At 48.0% G+C, this 21,267-nt stretch carries 13 protein-coding genes and 2 pseudogenes; 4 read left to right on the forward strand and 11 right to left on the reverse strand.

What is annotated here, in order from left to right; genetic code table 11:
- Positions 1 to 30 precede the first annotated feature (30 nt).
- The 3 genes and pseudogenes from FKN99_RS16295 to FKN99_RS16300 all read left to right on the forward strand — a co-directional run.
- Positions 31 to 939, forward strand: coding sequence for a LysR family transcriptional regulator (locus FKN99_RS16295; protein WP_253927068.1), 909 nt, complete (start codon positions 31 to 33; stop codon positions 937 to 939).
- A gap of 100 nt (positions 940 to 1,039) precedes the next feature.
- Positions 1,040 to 1,372 (forward strand): annotated as a pseudogene (locus FKN99_RS18190) (IS481 family transposase); the annotation flags it as partial.
- A gap of 232 nt (positions 1,373 to 1,604) precedes the next feature.
- Positions 1,605 to 2,063, forward strand: a pseudogene (locus tag FKN99_RS16300) (transposase); the annotation flags it as partial.
- Between the two features lie 316 nt (positions 2,064 to 2,379).
- Here the strand turns inward: FKN99_RS16300 and lhgO are convergent.
- From lhgO to FKN99_RS16355, 11 genes are all read right to left on the reverse strand, one after another.
- Entirely contained in the window at positions 2,380 to 3,576 is a 1,197-nt protein-coding gene (gene lhgO / locus FKN99_RS16305) for an L-2-hydroxyglutarate oxidase (RefSeq protein WP_172118848.1), read from the reverse strand.
- Positions 3,577 to 4,200: 624 nt separating this feature from the next.
- Positions 4,201 to 5,778: an aldehyde dehydrogenase (NADP(+)) gene (locus FKN99_RS16310; protein ID WP_172118849.1), complete on the reverse strand. Its 1,578-nt coding sequence runs from the start codon at positions 5,776 to 5,778 to the stop codon at positions 4,201 to 4,203.
- A gap of 148 nt (positions 5,779 to 5,926) precedes the next feature.
- Positions 5,927 to 6,241, reverse strand: a complete 315-nt coding sequence (locus tag FKN99_RS16315) for an NIPSNAP family protein (protein WP_172118850.1) — start codon at positions 6,239 to 6,241, stop codon at positions 5,927 to 5,929.
- Positions 6,242 to 6,281: 40 nt separating this feature from the next.
- Positions 6,282 to 7,448: an iron-containing alcohol dehydrogenase gene (locus tag FKN99_RS16320; RefSeq protein ID WP_172118851.1), complete on the reverse strand. Its 1,167-nt coding sequence runs from the start codon at positions 7,446 to 7,448 to the stop codon at positions 6,282 to 6,284.
- Between the two features lie 59 nt (positions 7,449 to 7,507).
- Entirely contained in the window at positions 7,508 to 8,773 is a 1,266-nt protein-coding gene (locus tag FKN99_RS16325) for a TRAP transporter large permease (protein WP_172118852.1), read from the reverse strand.
- Complete coding sequence (locus FKN99_RS16330) at positions 8,773 to 9,327, reverse strand: TRAP transporter small permease (RefSeq protein ID WP_172118853.1); 555 nt, start codon at positions 9,325 to 9,327, stop codon at positions 8,773 to 8,775. Before FKN99_RS16330 ends, FKN99_RS16325 begins: the two co-directional genes overlap by 1 nt.
- An 83-nt stretch (positions 9,328 to 9,410) precedes the next feature.
- Positions 9,411 to 10,430, reverse strand: coding sequence for a TRAP transporter substrate-binding protein (locus tag FKN99_RS16335; RefSeq protein ID WP_172118854.1), 1,020 nt, complete (start codon positions 10,428 to 10,430; stop codon positions 9,411 to 9,413).
- A 1,110-nt stretch (positions 10,431 to 11,540) separates the two neighbouring features.
- Positions 11,541 to 11,939 carry a hypothetical protein gene (locus FKN99_RS16340; protein WP_172118855.1) on the reverse strand — a complete coding sequence of 133 codons (399 nt, stop codon included), beginning with the start codon at positions 11,937 to 11,939 and terminating at the stop codon, positions 11,541 to 11,543.
- 368 nt (positions 11,940 to 12,307) lie between these two features.
- Complete coding sequence (locus FKN99_RS16345; protein WP_253927069.1) at positions 12,308 to 15,373, reverse strand: site-specific integrase; 3,066 nt, start codon at positions 15,371 to 15,373, stop codon at positions 12,308 to 12,310.
- A 109-nt stretch (positions 15,374 to 15,482) separates the two neighbouring features.
- Positions 15,483 to 17,981 (reverse strand): hypothetical protein, encoded by a 2,499-nt coding sequence (locus FKN99_RS16350; RefSeq protein WP_172118857.1) that lies wholly within the window; start codon positions 17,979 to 17,981, stop codon positions 15,483 to 15,485.
- 1 nt (position 17,982) lies between these two features.
- Entirely contained in the window at positions 17,983 to 18,510 is a 528-nt protein-coding gene (locus FKN99_RS16355; protein ID WP_172118858.1) for a ParB N-terminal domain-containing protein, read from the reverse strand.
- A 389-nt stretch (positions 18,511 to 18,899) separates the two neighbouring features.
- Here FKN99_RS16355 and FKN99_RS16360 point away from each other — a divergent pair, with 389 nt between their 5' ends.
- On the forward strand, positions 18,900 to 21,200 hold the full coding sequence (locus FKN99_RS16360; protein WP_216658138.1) for a TOTE conflict system archaeo-eukaryotic primase domain-containing protein: 2,301 nt from the start codon (positions 18,900 to 18,902) through the stop codon (positions 21,198 to 21,200).
- The last annotated feature ends 67 nt before the right edge of the window (positions 21,201 to 21,267 follow it).

The raw sequence follows: 21,267 nt of genomic DNA on the forward strand, positions 1-21,267 counted from the left end.
TTAATCACCTCACGCTTGCGCCTAAAGCACATGCAACTTTTAATCGCCTTGGACGATCATGGCTCAATTCATAAAGCAGCACATGTTATAAATATATCTCAGCCTGGAGCAACTAAATCACTACATGAAATTGAAGATACCCTGGACACTCAGCTTTTTGAACGCAAACCTAAAGGAATTGAGCCAAATGAAGTTGGTAGATGTGTGATCCGTTATGCACGATTAGTTTATAGTGACTTAGCGCATATGAGAGAAGAGATTGTAGGGATAATGCAAGGCCACGGAGGGCACTTAGCTATCGGAACAACAATGGGGGCTGTTCCTTCAATGACAAAAGCGATACATAATTTACGGTCGGTACAGCCAGCTATTTCAATTGAAATTTTTGAGGACACCAGCGCTAATTTATTGAAACTTCTTGATAAAGGGCGAATAGACTTTGCCATATGTAGATCAAGTGTAGGACAGAAAATAGCAGCTTATGACAGTATTGAACTCAGTGAAGAGCCTCTGGCTGTCGTTGCTAATAAGGCGCACCCTCTTTCAAACACCAGTTTCTTACAACTAAAAGATCTAAGTAATTACTCATGGATAGTATACCCTTCTAACATGCCAATGCGTCAGTCCTTAGAGTATGAAATTAACAAAGCTGGCTTAGAAATAATTCAGCATCCAATAGAGACCTCGTCAACTTTCACCACTCTAATGTTACTGCATCAAGACCCAACCTTGGTGGCAGTTATCCCTGAAGAAGTTGCCAAATTCTGCGTGAGCACTAATATACTTTCCCAGCTAGACGTGTGCATACCCTCTTTGATGGGGCCATATGGTGTCGTTAGACGCTCTGGGGCTCATTTATCTTCAGGAGCTCATTTGCTTATTAAAGAACTATTTAAAATATTTGGTCAAAACTACATTGTTAAATCTTGGGATGACTGATTAGCACCTCATTATATGGTTCTGGATGACCGGATCAGCTATAAAAGTTATATAGCCTGAGAGCTTGGCAATTCGGGAGGAGGTTCACGGATGAAGCTGCATAAACTACGCGACCACGACACCAAAGTCCCGTGCCGAGACCCAGGCAGAACCTACTAGCATCACTGTTAGTAAGCTGGCGGTACCGTAACGATGCCTATGACCGACGGCACATGTGTTACAACCTGCTTGCCACGCTGACTGGAGGAACTGTTTCGTGATTTTCCGTTTATGCCTGGATGATTTTCTTGTCGTACCGCGTGAATTTCTGAACCTCCGGTTGTCATGCATCGCATGCTAAAACGGTGTGAGATACCTACATGGCAGAGCCGACTCGGCAAGCCGCTCAAGGACTACTACCCAGGCCTCCAGACACATCGACATTAAGCACCTTACATACGAATCCATCGGCATATCGCGTAATACATACATGATTCAGTATTGACATAATTTGTCATCCCACTTTAGCCATGATCACATTTAGATCTGGATTGATCTTGCAGGAGAAGTGACTGCCCTTAGTGTTATAGACACAATTAAGAGGCTGCTTTGGCCGCTTTCGGCCGAGGCTGTGTGAAACGAAGTTGTCACTATACTTTCCCCCTGACAGATCGTGGGAGGTACCGATGAAACGTTTCGTCGCAGGTGAATCCCGATTCCAAGCTATGTTGTTTCCTGAGCTTCTGGAGGATTTTCATCTTAGATAACAATCCGGTTCGGGCCATTGAAGCTTTCGTTGGCGCTCTTGACCTCAAACAGCTGGGCTTCAAAGGCATTGAGTCCCAGGCAACGGGTCGGCCCGCCTATCACCCCGCTGTACTTCTAAAAATCTTTTTTTACGTTTACCTCAACCGCGTGCAATCCAGCCGCCGCTTGGAACGTGAGGCTCAGCGGAATGTTGAACTCATGTGGCTAACGGAGCGCCTCGCACCGGACTTCAAAACGATCACCGATGTCCGCAAGCACAATGGCAAGGCGATCCAAGCCACCTGCGAGACTTTGTCTTGATATGTCGGCGTCTGGGGCGCTTTTCACAATCAGTGATGGCCATTGATGGCAGCAAATTTAAGGCAGGCAACAATCGAGCCTGGGCTCAACTAATAATGCCACTGTACAACTAACCAATCATCTAATACCTGTTTGCCGCGAAACGGCGATAAGAATAAGTCATTTTAAGATGGAACTTCTAAACGGAGGCTAGGCTGTTCTATCCGGCTATAAGCTCTCAATATCATGGCCATTGTGAAGCCCCTATCACGGTGAAAACCCCATTTGGAGGCGCCAGTGGGCCCTGCGTGCAAACATCCTAAACTTAATTAACTGGCAAATACAGGTTTCGCCCGCGCCACAGCCATCTTTAATTATGCCCCCTTCTAACCGAGTAACGTGAACTGGATAGTATCAGCCATCGACCTGCGCTCGGATCTGATCAACAATATGCGCTCCAATAGGAATCGCTGAAGTTGCGGCTGGAGAGGGAGCATTACAGACATTCACGGTACGTTTCGTATTGATGAATAGGAAGTCGTCGATTAGTTTGCCATCGTCGGAGACCGCTTGGGCGCGTATCCCGGCGGGATGAGGTTGTAGATCATTTAAAGTAAGGCTCGGACAATATTTGCGTACTTCGTCGAGGTAGCCCTTCTTATACAGTGAATTCTTCAACTCGGTTAGGCCCGGACGCAAATTGGCCCTGAGTACCTTTCGGATTCCCGGGTTGGCCAGCATCGCCAGACTATCGGTCAGCGAGAAGTCGCTTTTATTGTAACCTTCTCGCTTCCAAGCGAGTACTGCGTTCGGGCCTACTGTGACACTGCCATTAACCATGCGCGTCAAATGTACGCCAAGAAATGGCATCGCTGGGTTAGGAATTGGGTAGATAAGATGATTTACGATGCGGTCCTGCTCGGGTGGCAGACGGTAGTATTCGCCGCGAAACGGGCAAATGATAAACTTTGGCGCGATGCCTAGCATCTGAACCACACGATCGGCCATCAGTCCTGAACAGGACACTAGGTAGCGGGAAATAAACTCACCTGAGGTGGTCTTTACCACGACTTCATCGGTACGCTCTTCCAGTCCGGTGACTTGCGTAGCATAACGAACCTCGCCCCCTTTGATCTCGAATTTACGCCCCATAGCAGCGGCGACCTCGGCATAATCGACTATGCCACTTGAAGGTACAAAGATCCCGCCCAGCCCTGTAATGTTGGGTTCGCGCTCGCGCAGTTCACTGGCACTCAGCCAGCTGCGCTCAAGGCCGTTGGCCTCGGTACGCTCCCATAGCGCCTGCATGCGCTGCATCTCTAGCTCGTTGGTCGCTACCAACAATTTTCCGCACTCATCAAAGGCAATATCGTGCGCCTCACAAAACTCCTTAAGGGAGCGGTTGCCAGCCAGACAGAAGCGCGCCTTGAGGCTGCCCGGAGTGTAATAAACGCCAGCATGGATCACGCCGCTGTTGTGACCTGTCTGGTGTTGGGCTGCGCCGCTCTCCTTCTCGACAAGCAATATCCTACGCCCGGGGTAGGTTTGAATGAGCTGCATCGCAGTGGACATGCCAAGAATGCCGCCACCAATAATGATGAAATCGTACATTTTTACCTCTTTTTATGCTTCTTCCATAATGTATAAATACACATCGCAGGGGAACTAAGGGTCATCGGTGGGATATGGGTTAGTCTGAAGCACTTGACACGATCGGCGGCTCGCTTCCCGTCATTCGACACCACCCTTTCAGTCACCCAAGCAAGGTAGATAGCGTGCCAACCTTTCGATATCGCCGCTGCCTTACGTGGCGTTACTGTTGAAGGACCCCACTCTCTTGCTCGCCGACATAGTTACTTCATCATGGTGTGAGTGTTGGGAGAAAAATAACTCACAACTAATTTTGGTTCGTTGCTTCAGCAATGAGATCCGTGATCCAGCTTAGCGCCCTCGGGAGTCTGCAGTGATTTCGTGGAATCTATATACTGCTCGCTGCTTTGGCGCATGGGCTTTGACGTTAGAGGCGAATGGTACGGGAAAACGGCAGGCGAGCAGGGCAAACTGGCCCCGTCTGCTCCCCCTTTCTATGGTCATTGATGATTATGCCCAAGAGCACGAAATATCGACGAGAACTGAAAACAAGACTACTGCTTGATGAAGGCGGATCTAAGTTAAATATGGACCGACATGAATTACTCATGTCGGCTTGATCAGCGTATAACTAAAATTGCAAAATTACGTCTCGCGCTTTCCATTGTAGAGTCGCTTGAGGCCCATCGGATTGCTCTCTTTTAGCGGCCCAGGTAATAACCTGTCTGGCAGCGCTTGGTAACACACCGGGCGTAAAAAGCGAAAAATCGCTGCACTGCCTACTGAAGTTGTGCGGCTATCGGACGTGGCTGGGTACGGCCCTCCATGGATCGTAGCATGTCCAACTTCGACACCGGTCGGCCAGCCATTGACCAGTATACGTCCTGCCTTGCGTTCCAAAGTTGGCAGTAGCTGACGCGCTATGTCGAAATCGGCATCATCCATCTGCAGCGTAGCGGTAAGCTGGCCTTCCAACAGTTCGGCGATCTGCTTCACTTCGGCCGAGTCGGTGCATTCAATTACTAACGAGGTAGACCCAAACACCTCATCCTGCAGCGCCTCATCAGCGAGGAAGTCGGTTGCAGTAGTGATAAATAGTGCCGACTGGCACTGGTTGGGCGAATCGCCCACCTGGCCGCGAGCCACCTCGCTCACATTAGCGTGGCTGGAGAGCCGATCCAATCCTTGCTGATAGGCTTCATATATCCCCCGGGTAAGCATGGTCTGTGATGCACACTGCTGAAGAACGTCCCTAGCCTTAGAGACAAAGGCATCCAACGCCTCGCCCTTCTCGGCAACAACCAAACCCGGGCTGGTGCAGAATTGTCCAGCTCCCATATTGAGGGACGCTACAAAGCCCTCTGCAATTGTCTCGCCACGTGCCTTGAGCGCGGACGGCAGAGGGAACACTGGGTTGATCGAGCTCATCTCGGCATAGACCGGAATTGGCTCTTTGCGCTGCTGAGCAATCTGCATTAGCGCAGTCCCGCCGCTGCGTGAGCCGGTGAAGCCTACTGCCTTAATACGGTAATCGGCGACTAACGCCGCACCGACATCACGGCCTGAACCGAACAGCATTGAGAAAACGCCTTCCGGGAGACCACACTTAGATACGGCCTTTTGCACCGCTCGGCCTACCAATTCGGAGGTACCGGGATGGGCGGAATGCGCCTTGACGATCACCGGGCAGCCAGCGGCCAGTGCCGAGGCGGTATCGCCGCCGGCCACGGAGAAGGCTAGCGGGAAATTACTGGCACCGAACACCGCCACCGGGCCAAGAGCAATATGACGCTGACGCAGGTCAGTACGAGGCATTGGTTGGCGGTCGGGTATGGCTGGGTCGATCCGCACATCCAACCATTCGCCAGCACGTACGACGGAAGCGAACAAGCGCAGCTGGCCACAAGTACGACCGCGTTCGCTCACGATGCGGGCTTGGGGGAGACCGGACTCAGACACGGCGCGCTGTATAAGAACTTCACCAATAGCTTCGATCTCGTTGGCGATAGTTTCAAGAAATAACGCACGGTCTTCCAATGCTAGCTCGCGATAGTCATCGAAGGCGGCCAAAGCCAACTGACATGCTTTCTCTACCTCAGCGGCACCCCCCCCGGGGTAAGGTGGCTCCATCTGCTCACCTGTGGCCGGGTTGACGGCATGGATAACTGCGCTACTGCCGGTGACTGCCTGCTGACCTATTAACATTTGTCCAGAACAATGCATTTTCAATCCTATTGGCCATAGAAAAATTAAATTTTCTTTTAAAAAAATGTTTTATAGTTTACAGATTGTATTCAAGGGAAATTTAATAAAGATGATAAATCTTCAACAGCTATTGAAACCGGCCATTATAGCCGGTTTCAAAATCCGCTCATTTAATAGGAGAAAAATTAGCAGCTAAAAGAAGTTTAGACTCTTGCTTCACAATCATCGGAAAAGCTTTTGGCATGAACTTATTTAGCCAATCCTCATCTTTATACAAAGCAGCTCTTCGACTTGTTCTATCGTCAAGGCTTTCGTAGGCCCATACGTGAATAACCTGATTTAGCTCACCGATTTCAGTATACCACCATGCAACCAACTGGGCATATTTAGAAATAGCAGGCAAGCCAAACTCCTCAAAGTGAGCTAGGTAATCCTTCATTTTCCCAATTTGAATTGTATAAGTCCGCATCTCATAATACATAAATAACCAACTCCAATATTAAAGAAAAAAGACTATCTACTTAGCTAAAAGTCCCTTTATGTGCATCAACGATTATATTCTTAATGTCCTCTGATGTGGTTAATCGTGGATTAACTAGAACATTCCCGCTTCGCATCGAATCAGCTATCATTTGAGGAAGCATATCTAGTTTTACTCCCAAAGCCTCAGTGTTGGAAGGTATACCGATTGCTTTATTTAACTCGCAAATGTAGCTAACAACTTTATTACCAGCATCATAGTCACTAAGTCCTGTAACATTTTCGCCTAGAGCTACCGCTATATCACGAAACAATTCAGGACATGCTTCTAAGTTAAACTTTACAACATAGGGAAGCAATGTAGCATTCGCGATCCCATGGGGTATGTCGAAAACACCTCCAAATGTGTGTGAAATTGCATGCACATTTCCTAATTTTGATTGGGTAAACGCAACACCAGCAAGGAATGAAGCAACAAGCATATTTTCGCGGGCTTCGGTGTCGCTACCAACGAAATAGGCTTTTTTAATATTAGTTGAAATCATGCGTATTGCTTGAATGGCAAGTGCCTGACTAATTGGGCTTGCCTGTTTCGAGACATATGACTCGATTGCGTGTGTAAGAGCATCCATGCCGGTAGCCGCCGTAATAGATGGCGGTAATTTAATTGTCAGCTCAGGATCTAGTATTGCAATTTTAGGGAAAAGCAGAGGGCTTATAATTACAGTTTTAAATAAAGTTTCTTTATTTGTAAAAACTGTTGAAGCAGTACATTCGCTACCTGTGCCTGATGTAGTAGGAATTGCAAATAATGGAAGTGGCGCGTTCTCAATTTTATCGTAACCTTCATAGTCAAGAATGCTACCAGGGTTAGTCGCCATTGCAACCACACCTTTAGCGGTATCGATACTACTACCACCACCAACACCGATAACTGCGTCACATCCCGACACTTTAAGACGCTCAACAGCATTTTCTAAGACTACTGTAGATGGGTTTGGATCCACTTCAGAAAATACTTCGTAGCTTAGGCCGACCTGCTCTAAGGATTCAAAGAATCCATCCAACACCTTGGATTGAAGCACCCCTTTATCGGTAACGACAAAAAGTTTGTTTTCAACATAAGGCTTAAGCAGAGTTCCAGCCTGCCTAGCCATGCCAAAGCCGGATTTAAGTGTTGTTGGGAAATAAAATTGAAAGTTCTTCATTATCCACCTATTAAACTATAGTTCATATTAATACTACACAGATATTTACACACCTTTGCTCACCCCACAAACAACAAGGATATCTTTGGCAAGAAGGTGAATAAAAACAAATCAACCAACATAACTATAAGCAAGGGAGTAACTTTCTTAACTATCAGTGTAAATGAAGCTGTACCTAGACTCTTGGCAACAAAAAGGTTTACACCTAAAGGAGGAGTTAGCAATCCAATTGCCAGGTTGGTTATCATCACAACACCAAAATGTATTAAGTTGACATCCTGCTCTAAAAGTATAGGCAAAAGAATAGGAACCAAAAGAATAATGGCTGCATTTAGCTCCAAGAAAGTACCGATTAAAAGAAGAAGAATATTTATACCTATCAGAAGCCAGACTTTATCGGCACCGAAACTAGTAACCCAGTCAGATACTTGCTGTGGAAACTGCTCAGTGGTCAATACCCAACCCATTATATTGGCTGACGCAATTATTAGGAGCACCATGGAGGACGTCAAACCAGAAGAAATAAATATTTCTTTCAAATCAGAAAATCTAATTTCTTTATATACAAATAAAGATATAATTAAGCCGTATACACATGCAATAGCACCAGACTCAGTTGGAGTGAATACTCCACTATAAATCCCTCCAAGGATAATGATTGGCATGGCCAAACCTAGGACTGATTTTTTAAGCTTGTCAATAAAATTAACAAAACTTGTAGGCTCAGCCCCTTTATAACCCTTATATTTTGAATAGCAATAAGAGTATAAAATTAGTGAAAGGCCTATTATTAACCCAGGAAGAATTCCTGCAATGAAAAGATCACCAATGCTTACATTAGCTGAAATACCATATACAACAAAAGGTATGCTTGGTGGGATAATAATGCCTATCGTTCCACCAACAGCCATTAATGCTATAGCGAATCCTTTATCATACCCAGCAGTGATCATTGCCGGAACCATAATACTGCCAATAGCGACAACAGTAGCAGGGGCAGAACCAGAAATGGATGCAAAAAACATGCTAGCTAGCAATGCAATTATGGCCAACCCCCCTGGTAGAGACCCCACTATACTTTCGCCTAATTTAACAAGCCGCGTAGAGACTCCTCCTTTCTCCATAATTTTCCCCGCAAGGAGAAAAAAAGGTATGGCCATGAGAGGGAAGGAGTCGAGACCAGTAAACATTCTCTGCACAGTAACAAATGTGGGCAACTCTGAAGCAAAAACAAATGCAATGACACATGCAAATGCGATACATAAGGCCAATGGTATGTTAACTATGAGTAAAGTAAACATTGCAATAAACATCGTAGCTGTCATTATTCTTTGCTCCCTAACACCAACTTATCACCGTCTTCGGCCATGACTTCGTTAGAAGTTAAACTATTGCCTTTTTCGAAGAAAAAGATACATTTAAGAAAAAATCTAAAAGTCATTAATAAGAAACCACATGGAACAGCGGCATAGGCGGTGTACATAGGAATACGCATTGCTGGAGAAAGCTGCCCGGTATTAATCACACGACCTACAAACTCAATGCCAATGTAAAAAAGCCAAGCACAGAGGATGCAGCTTGCCATATAAGCAATGAAAGTCATTAGTCGCTGAGCAGCTACGGGAAGTAACATAATCAAAGCATCAACTGATATATGAACAGCACGCTTTACTCCCAAGCTAGCACCAATGAAAGCAGCCCATATCATTAAATACCGAGCTAGTTCTTCTAGCCATGGTATAGGCAGCTGTATTAAAGTACGGTTAAAAACTCCTAAAAAAACAACCGTAAGCATAGTTGCAATTAGAAAGCATACAACCCTCTCTTCTACTTTTGTTAATACAGCATCTAACTTATTGAAAAATCTATAGAGGGCCATATTTACACCCCAATATTTAGCATCTACAGCGGCAAAACTTATTATCTTAAAGTTAGCCGCTGCCTGAATCTGCTTATTTTCGATTAAAGCTTGGTCTCTGCTTCATTAACAGCTTTAAGAAGATCATCAATAACTTCTTCTCCTAGCTGTTCACGATACATATCGTAGACAGGTTGAGTTTCATCTCGAAACGCCTGCTTTTCTTGATCACTTAACTCGACTATCTTCATACCTGAGTCTTTTAGCGTTTGAATACCACGTTCAACCTGCTGCGTATTGAGCTGCCTCTCGATATCGCTCCAGTTTCTCGCTTCTTCTGCAAGAATAGACTGATATTCTTCAGGAAGGCTTGTAAAAAAATCGTTATTAACAATAAATGTAAATGGATTATAGACGTGCCCATCAAGGGTAAGATGCTCTTGAACTTCATAGAAGCGCATGCTTTCAATTAAAGATATAGGGTTTTCCTGACCATCGATTACACCCTGCTGAAGGGCAGAGTAAACCTCGCCAAAAGCCATAGGCGTCGGATTTGCACTTAAAGACTCCACCATTTCCATGTGCGCGGGGTTCTCCATGGTCCTGATTTTTAGCCCATTGAGATCTTCTGGGCTTTCAATTGGGTGTAAGCTATTCGTAAAATGGCGAAAGCCATTCTCCCCCCAGGCCAAAGCTCGGATCCCTGTTTGTGGTAACATCTCATCTAATATGCGCTGACCGAATTCACCATCAAGAACTTCATAGGCAACTTGCTTATTTTTAAACAAATATGGCAAGTCAAAAACCATAATTTGTGGATATATACCAGGAATTGGTCCGGCTAATACCGCCATTTCGATTGAGCCAAGCTGGACACCCTCAAGCTGTTCTCGCTCACCACCTAACTGACTAGCTGGATAGGTAGTGATGGTAACCTCCCCATTGGTACGCTCTTCTACATTTTGTTTAAAGCTCTGTAGGGACTCCTCTAAGCGATCATTAACAGCAGGTGAAGCATGAGCAACTTTGATATTATAATCTGCACTAGCTACGCAGGAAAAAAATACTGACCCGATTAAAATAAGCGAGCCTAAACCACTTTTAGTTTGTGTGTTCTTGTACATATTAAATCCTACCTTTTGTCGTTTGTTATTTTATCAAGTGATACCATGCAAAAATTTATATGCATTTTCAGAAACCAACTTGTAAGCAAAATTGGTTAACTACTTTTATATCACCTTACACAGCTGCCCATTTTTGCGGTAATGAATATATATGATCTACTGATAACTTATCGCTATTAATGCATAAGTATAATATACTAATGTATATTATTTTCTTTATCTTGCGGCTTGCTTTATCTTTAAGATACAGATGAAATGATTGGTTTTTCTGTATGCTCTGATTTCAAGCGGTAAGTGCAGTCATTAGTCAAACTATCAATATCTATCGGGCATGAACGCTCCATATAGCTCCTGCTCACCGTTGGCTTGCAAAAAGCAACGCTCGGAATCAGTGCATTGTTTAGGATGTAGCAAGCTGTGTGCCCAATGAGGCAAACAGTCTTCTCATGACGGTACGACGAGAGCATGGTGAGACACTGGCAATAATGCTGGTCGCTGAAACCGTAACGTCGGTTGTGTTGCGTGGAGGGATGCGTGTCAGAGGACGTCAGGCGGCGGAAGCGCAGTTACATAAAGCTCAGGTTATCGTTGCAACCCGCAAATACATCGGAGAAGTTTTGGCTTGCCTTAGTTAAACGCGTTGTTTTTAACCCTACCCATCGCCTGGAAAGGAACGCTGTCGCAGTACGCTAGCGGGATTCATAGAGCGGGTTGAAGGCAAGCAGGAAGCTACTGTCTATGACTACCTAGATACTGAACTACTAAGGCTTGAACGCATGCATAAGCGGTCAATGATGGAGAACGACTAACACCTTATTGAGTTCAACCTACTCGTGAGAAAGTGGGGGCTAACGGCAACCATCGCACGCTCACTTGATAAAAAGAGACCACCAGTTATAAAACCACTCATCTTAAGGGTACTGCAATAGGAAGCTCATCCCAGTCAGGCTCTTCAATACCTTGTAAAGCGGCTACTCTATGAAAAATGGCTAAAATAGCTCATATCCCTTAACTGGATTTTTTGCTAGTCAAACAAACCTGCATAAAAACGGTGACCTCTTTGCTACCTAGTACCATCAGGTCGACATCGTACGCCAGCTCCTCAAAAGCTTACGCAATGCCCCCCCCACAGTTATGAATATTACTGCTTTTGAACGACTTAGAGCGCCTTCCTGTCCTTCCTTTGCCCATCCGGATAACCGACACAATCCAGATCACCAACAGCGTGATGGCACTACTTAACTTACCGCTTCGCTGTGTTACCAGTTGCTCCATTGATTTTGCCGTTACCCTGGCTTGCGGCTTGGTATAGTCATCCAATATCTGTTTTACCTCTTTGAAAAGAAAAAGAGCCTGCTGCAGCTCATGTTTCTCATCACTAGCTCTTAAAATAGCAGGCAGCGTTGTGGTAACCATCGAATGATCGGTGATGACTGGCGGCTGTGGAAAAATTAGCGATTTGCCGTGCACAATATGAATTTGAGCTTGCATGAGAAGGCTGGTGGCCACTATCCGTCCTGCTAACGCGCCAGACACAACGCCCGGCAACCCTAGAAGATTTGCTTGATCGACAATATTGGCCGTTTGCTAGCCCGGATTTCATATAGCTCCTCAGCAAGTAACGCACTCAGGCCGCAATACCACTAAAAATCTATTGGCTCGGCTTAAATCACCTACTTTTTACCACTTCTTGTCGTTCAGACACACCTTACCCCTACAGCGCCGGGCCGGGGCGATAACTCCCCCTTGATCAACCAGCCTAACGATCATAGATAGCAGTCCATGTTATTAATGGCTTACTTGTCTGACTCTTCCATTTCGGATTCTGCACTTATAAGCTCCGAATACGCTTTTTTTTCTTGTAAGGGCTTATTCTGCTATTCATGCTTGGCCACTGCAGCCATCACGATACATGCCAACACCAGCACATAGCGCGCAGGGTACCCACTATGAGAACGCTTATTTTGGTTAACAACATAGAACTTCACATTGCCCGTACCAAGCGGCTTGTTGAAGCGAGATCCCATTGACTTTAATTGCCACTCGACCTTGTGATAATGCGACGGCAGTCGTTTCTTCCATTCACTGAGCTGTTTTTTTGCAGGCAGAGATGATAGAGCACTAGGTATCACCTCAATGACAGCTTTGACGCCAGCATCTAAACTCAACACCCAACTCACAAAGTCCAAACCGTCATCGGCATCACGAATCCATACATGCCCGTCGGTGGCACGGTGGTAGCGATAGAAGAAGCGAAGATGTTTACGAAGTACATCGGGATGATGCTCAAACCACTGCGACCAGATAGCTTGGTACATCGCATACGCCACCGGACGCTCCGCAAGCGAGTGCGGCGTTGGAAATCGGGGAGGTGCGCTATTACTCGCCGCTGGCTGCTTGCCTTTGGTGAGCCGATAGTGGCGAAAGGCACTCTTCCCTTGTCGTGTGCGTGCGGTCAGCACTCGTACCGCGCATGACATTAATCCTTCTGCCTCGCCGTCACGAAGATTAAAGATACGCTCAACGTCTTCAAAACTCCGCTTATGCAAGAGGTCTAAAGCGGCTGCAATTTGTTCCAGAGAGAGCTCGCTCAGGCCTTGGCGTTCAAGGAGAACCTTATCTGGTAGTGCCGGATAGGGCATAACGTCCTGCTGCTCTACATCAATCAGCGGGCACATCGGAAAGGCCTTCTGGAGCCATAGAGGCGGCCGCTCACCGAAGCGCTCTTTCCATTTACGTAGGGTCGCCGGTTTAACCTCAATCAATCTATCCAAGGCTTCCAATTGAGCAATCGCATGGCTGGGAAGGCGGCCCTCTACCGAGTTAGATTTTTGGTGGCAATAATGATCAGTCAATAGGCAGTTAAAATGTAAATAGCTACGAAGAGTTACTTCGGGGGATGCATGCCCCATCACTTGGGCTATGAAATACAGCCCTGAGCGGGATGGGCCATTAACCACTTTCTCCCATAGAGCTGCATGATGTTGAGGCACTGGCCACGGAACCTCAACACCATGAAAAGAGAGCAGCAAATAGTTAGCCAGCGAGTGGCGCAAATGATGAAAGCGCAGGCTTGGATCACCGGTGATACGCCGCATGCCTGCATGAATTTCCGTCTGCACTATGTCATCTCGCAATGGAGATACAGAATTACCTCCCTCGCCGAACAGCATGACACGACCATGTGTTGCCACGCTGTGCCGTTTGATGACAAAGGCCTTAAAGTCATCTAACTCAGTCTCTGTCAGCAAGTAGTGCAAGGGCAGCTGTCGGCGTGAATCATGACTCTTGATGGCAACATAGGCGTTATTGCGAATTAGAAGGGTAACGTCGGTATGTTCCAGCATCTGATTCAGCAAGATGTCATCTAGCTGGATAGAAAGAGCCTCACCTATCCTAAGTCCTGCGCGAAAACCGAGTACAAATATCCAGTAACGAATAGCACCCATCGCACTGGCCGCCTGGGAGGCCAGGTAACCCGACACTTGACGGTACTCTTCTTCCGATAAGCAGTTGGCATCGGCATGATGTGCCACCGTCGCGCCGTCTCCGCTGAACTCCATGTACACGTTGGCCAAGCCAAGATCAGCGACAAGAAACGTATGAAACGAGCGCAACACTGTCCAACGATAGCTGCGATTTTTCTCGGTCTTCGCCTGCTCCACCACGTACTGATAGGCTTCGACTAAGATAGCAAGCCGATCCTGATCGACTAATGTGTCCCCCATTGCCTGTAAAAGCGGCATGCTGATACCAAGATATTTATACAGGGTCGACTGCTTGCGTTTTTTTGTGCAGTGCAGAAAAAGCAACCAACGGCAGAGACATTCGACAATGGGCGCCATCTGTTGAGAGGCGGTAACGGCATTCTCTAGTTCTCGGGCAAGCTGCCCATAGCCTAGGCGTTTCTCTTCCCTGCGTTTGTAGAGGGTGTCATGCAGCAACTTAAGCAGCTTACGTCCCTCATATAACGGTTGAACACGGCCAAGTTGCTTCGTCTCCATCGGTGGGAGCCCGGTCTCAACTACTGTGGCCTCATCGCTTACCTGATTAGCTTCCTGTTTCGCGTGTACTCTGTACCCACCGCAGAGCAACTGCTGCCAACGGGCCTCGGCAAGCGAAGTACCCTGCTGCTTGCCAAGCGCACTATTGACCAGATAAGCAGGTACATGCAGTCGAAAAGCGGTCGCAGCATGCTCCTGACACTCTGAAAGTGTCAGCGCCTTCGCCCCTATAGCACGACAAAAATGGAGCCATGATGTCTTTGTCAGCATCTTGGCCTGCTGATAGCCATTTACCTTCTCACCAGGATGGCCAAATTGCTCGATATGACGCATCAAGACGGCTAATGTCGACACACCCAAGTGCCAGCGACTGCGTGGAGGTACTTTGCCAGGCATGTCATCCAGCACCACCTCATGAAAAACCAGCCAGGCAAACGACTTATACACGGCTAATGTAGAGGTGGCTAAAGGCAGTGAATTCAAAAACTTGGTACCCAGCAAACCATCACGCGTCGTAACATAATAAAGAAACAGCCCCCAGCTGATCATTTCGGGTTCGAACCTACGGTGTCCTTGGTCCGCGTTGGCGTACAAAAGAAGTGCTTGAAAATCTGCTTGTTGAATCGCGTAGTCGGCATATCGGCACCAGTCACGGTAATAGCTCATTGCTTCAAAGGATGAGGGCGTAAAGACACTTGCCGCGGGCCTGACCAAATGCAGCGGTGCCGGAACGACCACTTCCCACCCTAGCTCCTGCTGACCACGCCGCAACCCAAGTGACAAGAAGTTGACCTTGTTCCGCATTTCCACGACAGAACCACTGTCGGTTGTTTGCAGGGTCTCCTCCCACTGCTGAGTGGTCTCGGGCGGCACCTTGACGCCATACTCACCTCGAACCAGGCCGGGATGCGCTTTCTGTAGCAGTTCAAGTACTGCCATTTGGTGGCGGCGCCTATTTATAAGATGCTGTCTGTGACGCGCCTCGGCACCGCCAGCTCCTTCCGGAACTTTTATCAACTTCCAGCCGCTCCAAACCTCCTCGACCTGATCAGACATCCGCGAGTCCCTGCTGCACCGTCCACCCTGCTTCGCGGCGCATTTTGCTTAGAATCGGCGCTAATTCTCGAAACATTTCGACGGGAGACAATGTGGAGAATCCACCAAATGGTTCTTGACCTTGCTGGGCATGCCCCAAGAAGGCGTTGACCAGCTCACCACGGGCGCCTTCAGCGCGAAGGGTGCTGCGCAGATAGTGCCGACTGGCATTGATTGGTAGTGTAAAGATTGGCACTTGCTGCCTCAGGTTCTCCGGTGAAAGCTGCACCATCTGCCAGTTGTCACTAATAAAGAACAACAGCGGTACGTTCGGCCGTGGCTCGCTCAACACCGCATCGAGGTGCTCATAAAGGGAGTTACGCTGATACAGACGGGCCTGCAAAACTTCCAAGTGATAGGCATAACAACGTAGCTGCTCAAGCACCTCCGGCAACAACCAGACCACTCTCGCTTGGCTCATCGCTTCGTCGTCTTTGTCGGAAATCACCAGAAAACCTGTATCAAAGTCGATTTCCCGCCAACGAAAAACGAGGTCATTGACAGCCCTGTAACCCGTCGCAAAAAGAATCCAGAAAGCCATATAGGCCACGTAATGATTGTGCACCTTCCGCCAGCTCTCCTCACCTGGTGCCAGACGCTTTGCTGCCCGCAGATCATTCTTGAGATGTTTGACCAAGCGAGTCAGCAACATCGGTTTGAGGTTCAACTTACTGCCGTGGTCGCCACTGTTCGAAACGGGTTGCTGGAAGGTATAATAGTTTTTCTCGTCGACGCTCAGGTACTTATAGATACTATTGCGTAGCGATACGGCCGCGTCATGATAAAGGGCCTCAAGATAGCCAGCTGGAACGCTGTAATAATGGGCGGCCACATCAGCGATGGTGAAACGTTGCCCGGTCAACAGGTAAGCGTCTACCCAGTCGCTGGAGTGATCAACAATCTCATCGAACAGGGCCTGGCTGATCCGGAGCGGTGTTAGCCGCATACGATGGGCACGGTTGGCTTTCGACACCGCCGCACGCATTGCACTTTCAATCGCTTCACGGCGGTGTTCGGGAAACAATTCACGGTATTTTGCTCGCCCCTTTCGCGCTAACCCAAGGTTTGAGATAAACTTCCCAATCCGCACGGGGCTTGCGACCACTATCACGTCATCTACCAATGCAGGCGTGCTAGCACCGGCCGTATAGAGCAGCGTCTTCGCGTCGTCCTGAAGGCTGTTGCGCCACTCCGGCGTAGGAATCGGCAACACGAAAGCGTGCTCGTCAATCAGAAAAGCGAGCACTTCCTTGCGGTGTTTCGGCAGCTCACCTTGATGGTTATAGACGCGCATTCCCAGTAGTTGTTCGACGGGTCGCCCGAGCCAGATCACCAGCAACAGTAGCAGGCCAGCATAAACTCCTTCTGTATCACGTTGCTCAAAACGTCCTCGCCCAGTAAATAGCTGAAAGGCGAGTTCCGCCGCCATCGCCAACTCGACCCGACCGAGACTCGCATAGCGATAGGAAAGGCGCTGATTAGACTGGCTGATATTCTGGATTCGGCTTTTCTGGCGCCTGATCAAGTCCCTAAGATCAAAGCCTAAAGTAGGTAATGCTTTACTCTCAGTAAAGGAAACGGCGCGCAGCTTCTGGGTCTCTTTAGGATGTAGCCCCGCTGTGCGCTGGCGCCCCTGAGACTGTTCGTCGCCGATCGACTCCGAAAACCGAACCGAAACCTCAGGCCCTTCTCTATCCTCATCATCACCGTCCGGCAACACCACCTGCCGTTCAACTAGTCGACCTGATCGGCCACCTCCTCCTCCGCCTTCCCGTGTTTTGCCTTTAAGACTGAGCACCTTACGAACGAGCAATTCAATGCCAGCCAGGGGCTCACGAACCTCATCACCTTCACCTTCACCTTCAAGCAGATGTTTCTGATAATAGCCTTCAAGAGTGATATCAGTATCTACTTTCTCCAGCAGCGAAAGAGGCTTCTTGCCTTGACCAATTGTGCGGATATCTCGGCAGGCAGCAGTTATCTCAGAACCAATACGTTCTTGATGCCGCCTTCGCTGAATGGCAGAGCACGCCATGACAACACCAGTATGCTGCCAGTAGCCACCATGGTCGTAGCATTCAGAGCCAGGCGTCAGAATCAGCATGGCCCATTCGGGATGGTCATTAATAATGCCTCGCTGTTTGCCTGACCGATCCAGCCACTCGTCTGGAAAGCTATAAGCATCAGATGCTTCAACTGAAGTTACAAGTTGACCTATCAGCGGCAGATAGTTTAAAAGACTCTCCTTCCCTTCTACCTCACCTCCTTCCTCAGGGTTCTCCCGTAAGCCCTTGACCTCCTGAATCGCATTCAGTGCACGCTGCAGGTTGCTCATGACTAATACCAGGTGGGTCAAACTGTCAGGCGCTTTTAAAAGGGAAAGCAGTTCTTCTACGCGGTCTGCCGAAGCACCACTCAATTTTGCTAGTTGCTCAAGGCCAGTATCGCTCATATCACCGAGATTCCATGATTCGTTGCAGCTCAGACTTCCGCTGTCTTGAAACGGTAATACGCCGCCCTTTGAGACCCAGCAAGGTCTTGAGTTTACGTCGAGAAAGTTTGTTCGGCATTTCGATGCCATAGGTTTTACGCAGAGTCGTGGAAAGTTTATTTAGTTGACGATAAACATGCTCTCTTGCCTCAATGGCATCTGGACAGTGCATCAAGCTGTGGGTAATGAATTCGAAGAGTGCGCCTTTCACCAAATGAATTTCATCATCGTTCGTGACCCGCACTGGAATAACTTCTTCGCTTTCCAGCAGGGCATTGGCAGCATGAAACGCTCGAAACCCACTGACCACTTCATAGTGTCTGGACACTTTTCGAACCGAAACGGGATGGTAGGCTAGCAAAGAATCGACCAATTCAGCATCGAGCCATGACGATAAAGGCATCTGATTAGTGATGGCAAGGTTGCCACGTTCGATCTCACCAAGCGCACCGGAAGGAGATTTGATCTTAGAGATTACTAACTTCGTCACAGCATGCCTCGATGGTTATGATTATTGATGAACCATCATTTTATCAAAATGTGAACACGTAAGGTTTTAAGGGCCACGGGGAGGCTTTCAATGCGAGTGCTAGCAATAAGCTAGAATATGAATAAGTTTTCTGATCCGGGAACCAAAACGGCTTCATGAAGCACGAGGTAGGTATTACGTGTAGATCAAGTGTCTAGAATACTCGGGGCGATTCTTATCAAAAAAGATCGCCGTAAAGTTTTATGGTGACGAGTGTGGCCTGTCAGCCGAGTGCTGACGATAAGCTAGAATACAAATAAGCGTCTCTAACCTGTTAAACCGTAGACCCCTATAGCTTTACTGGGCACGAGGTAGGTATCCGCACAGATCAAGAACTCGTCACTATTGAGCTGAGACTATCAGAGCTTGAACAAGAAAAGGCTGCTCTCCTTTCTCGAAAGCAAGAGCTGTATCGCTCTGCAAACCGACATGATTTACCGCTACTCACCCCTGGCCAGAAAGTTGAAGTATACCGAAAACTCTTTCGAGGCAGGCAGGATGTTTATGCGGTTCGCTGGCAGAGTTCCGGCGGTCGTTCCGGCTATGCTGTCGCTTGTGCGAACGAGTGGATGCCGGTCATCTGTCAGAAACCAAGGATCAAGTGCGGAGAATGTCGACACAAAAATTTCAAGCCCCTCGATTTTGATGCAGTTTATGACCACCTGTCTGGCAAACATGTGACCGGCCTTTACCCTTTACTGCCGGATAGCTCTTGTTACTTGCTGGCGGCGGATTTTGATAAGGGGGACTGGAAAGCGAATGTTCGTGCACTAGCCCAGGCCTGTCGTGGTGAAGGCGTACCCTATCTTATGGAGGTTTCTCGGTCCGGTGCGGGTGCCCATCTATGGGTTTTCTTTTCAGAAGCTGTTCAAGCTTCGTCAGCGAGGAGGTTGGGATTCAAATTGTTGGATAAGGCCATGGAGCTTCATCCAGGCTTATCCTTCGACTCCTATGACCGGCTATTTCCCAACCAAGACACCATGCCTGATGGTGGGTTTGGCAATCTGATTGCCCTGCCGCTTCAACACGAGGCGCGAAGTCGCGGATGCACCGTCTTCGTCGACGACAACTTTGCGCCATACCCGGATCAATGGGCACTGCTCAGTCAGCAACAGACACTTGCATCAGCTCAACTTGAAGAGCTGATCGGCAATGAGGCTAATTCCGGTGTGACTGTAGATACTGTGTTGCCGTGGGAGTCAACGTTACCGGTTGATACAGGGAAGCTTTCTGGATGTCCTGAAAGCATCACGCTCATCCTGACCAGTCACATTTATATAAAGTTATCAGGCATTCCAGGAACATTGGCGACACGAATAAAGCGAATGGCCAGCTTTGCTAATCCTGTATTTTTCAAAACACAGTCGCTTCGTTTCTCGACGCATGGCATCCCTCGCTACATATCATGCGCCCATATTGAGCAAGGTTATCTTTCTATTCCCAGAGGCTGCTTGGATGAGCTTCAAGATCTGCTGCTGAAACAGGGAATCACGGTGGACATTGATGACCGTAGAATATCAGGCCAGTTTTTACCTGGAGTCAGCCTAAAAGCAACGCTGCGTAGCGACCAGGACAAGGCGGTGCAGGCACTTATCCAACACGATACCGGAATACTTCATGCACCGACCGCTTTCGGTAAAACCGTAACGGCTATTGGCGTGATAACCAGGCGGCAAGTCAACACACTGATCCTCACGCACAGTCGTCAGCTACTTGATCAATGGAAGGAGCGACTCGACACCTTCCTTGAGGGTGCGCTCATCGGTGTAATTGGCGGCGGTAAAAAGAAACCTACTGGGCAGGTCGACGTTGCCACTTACCAAAGCTTGATCAATAAGAAAGACAATACAGTCTCGAAGCAGGTCAAGGAGTACGGGCAAGTCATCATCGATGAATGCCATCATATCTCAGCGCCACGTTACGAGATGTTGCTTAATGAGGTCAGCGCTCGATACGTCATTGGTTTGACAGCAACGCCTGATCGTCAGGATGGCCACCAAAAAATCATGTTGATGGTTGCAGGGCCCATTCGTCACAAAGCCCAGGCGCACCACAGTAACCGATTTATCCAACACGTCATTGTTCGAGAGCATCACGAAACGCCACCCACCCACATCTGCCAGCCTAGTGTGCGGCCCCATATCGCATCGGTTTACCATTGGCTTGTCCAGAGCAGCGCCCGAAATGAGGCCATTGTTCAGGATGTTGCAAGCTGTGCGCACAACCAAGCAAATTGCCTTGTGCTGACGGAACGACGAGAACATGCCGAGACCTTGGCGACACTGCTGGATGCTGAATCCATATCGTCAGTTATCTTACGTGGTGGGATGCGCGTCAAAGAGCGCCAGTTGGCAGAAAAAGAGTTGCATAGGGTTCAAGTCATCGTTGCAACTGGGAAATACATTGGAGAAGGCTTTGACTTGCCTCGACTGGACACCCTGTTTTTAGCTCTGCCCATCGCATGGAAAGGAACGCTGTCACAGTATGCAGGCAGACTCCATCGAGACACCGAAGGCAAACTAGAAGTCACTGTCTATGATTACTTGGATACTGGCCTGCCTATGCTTGAGCGAATGTTCCGAAAGCGTGAGAAAGGCTATAAGGCTATGGGGTATAAGTTTATCGCTTCCGGGCAAACCAGATTGCTTTAGCCTTTGAGAGGCAGTCAGTCGTTAAAAGCTCATCAAGTGAACTGAGGCCAAGAATTTCTTCACTTGT

It is taken from the genome of Halomonas hibernica (assembly GCF_013183775.1).
In the GTDB taxonomy this organism is placed as follows: Bacteria; Pseudomonadota; Gammaproteobacteria; order Pseudomonadales; family Halomonadaceae; genus Vreelandella; species Vreelandella citrativorans.

Bases quoted from the DNA above. Each gene is read 5' to 3' on its own strand.
- FKN99_RS16315 (WP_172118850.1), bottom strand. From the start codon at position 6,241: ATGTATTATGAGATGCGGACTTATACAATTCAAATTGGGAAAATGAAG.
- FKN99_RS16345 (WP_253927069.1), bottom strand. From the start codon at position 15,373: ATGGCAGTACTTGAACTGCTACAGAAAGCGCATCCCGGCCTGGTTCGA.
- FKN99_RS16335 (WP_172118854.1), bottom strand. From the start codon at position 10,430: ATGTACAAGAACACACAAACTAAAAGTGGTTTAGGCTCGCTTATTTTA.
- FKN99_RS16310 (WP_172118849.1), bottom strand. From the start codon at position 5,778: ATGCATTGTTCTGGACAAATGTTAATAGGTCAGCAGGCAGTCACCGGC.
- FKN99_RS16325 (WP_172118852.1), bottom strand. From the start codon at position 8,773: ATGACAGCTACGATGTTTATTGCAATGTTTACTTTACTCATAGTTAAC.
- FKN99_RS16320 (WP_172118851.1), bottom strand. From the start codon at position 7,448: ATGAAGAACTTTCAATTTTATTTCCCAACAACACTTAAATCCGGCTTT.
- FKN99_RS16330 (WP_172118853.1), bottom strand. From the start codon at position 9,327: ATGGCCCTCTATAGATTTTTCAATAAGTTAGATGCTGTATTAACAAAA.
- lhgO (WP_172118848.1), bottom strand. From the start codon at position 3,576: ATGTACGATTTCATCATTATTGGTGGCGGCATTCTTGGCATGTCCACT.
- FKN99_RS16350 (WP_172118857.1), bottom strand. From the start codon at position 17,981: ATGAGCGATACTGGCCTTGAGCAACTAGCAAAATTGAGTGGTGCTTCG.
- FKN99_RS16295 (WP_253927068.1), top strand. From the start codon at position 31: ATGCAACTTTTAATCGCCTTGGACGATCATGGCTCAATTCATAAAGCA.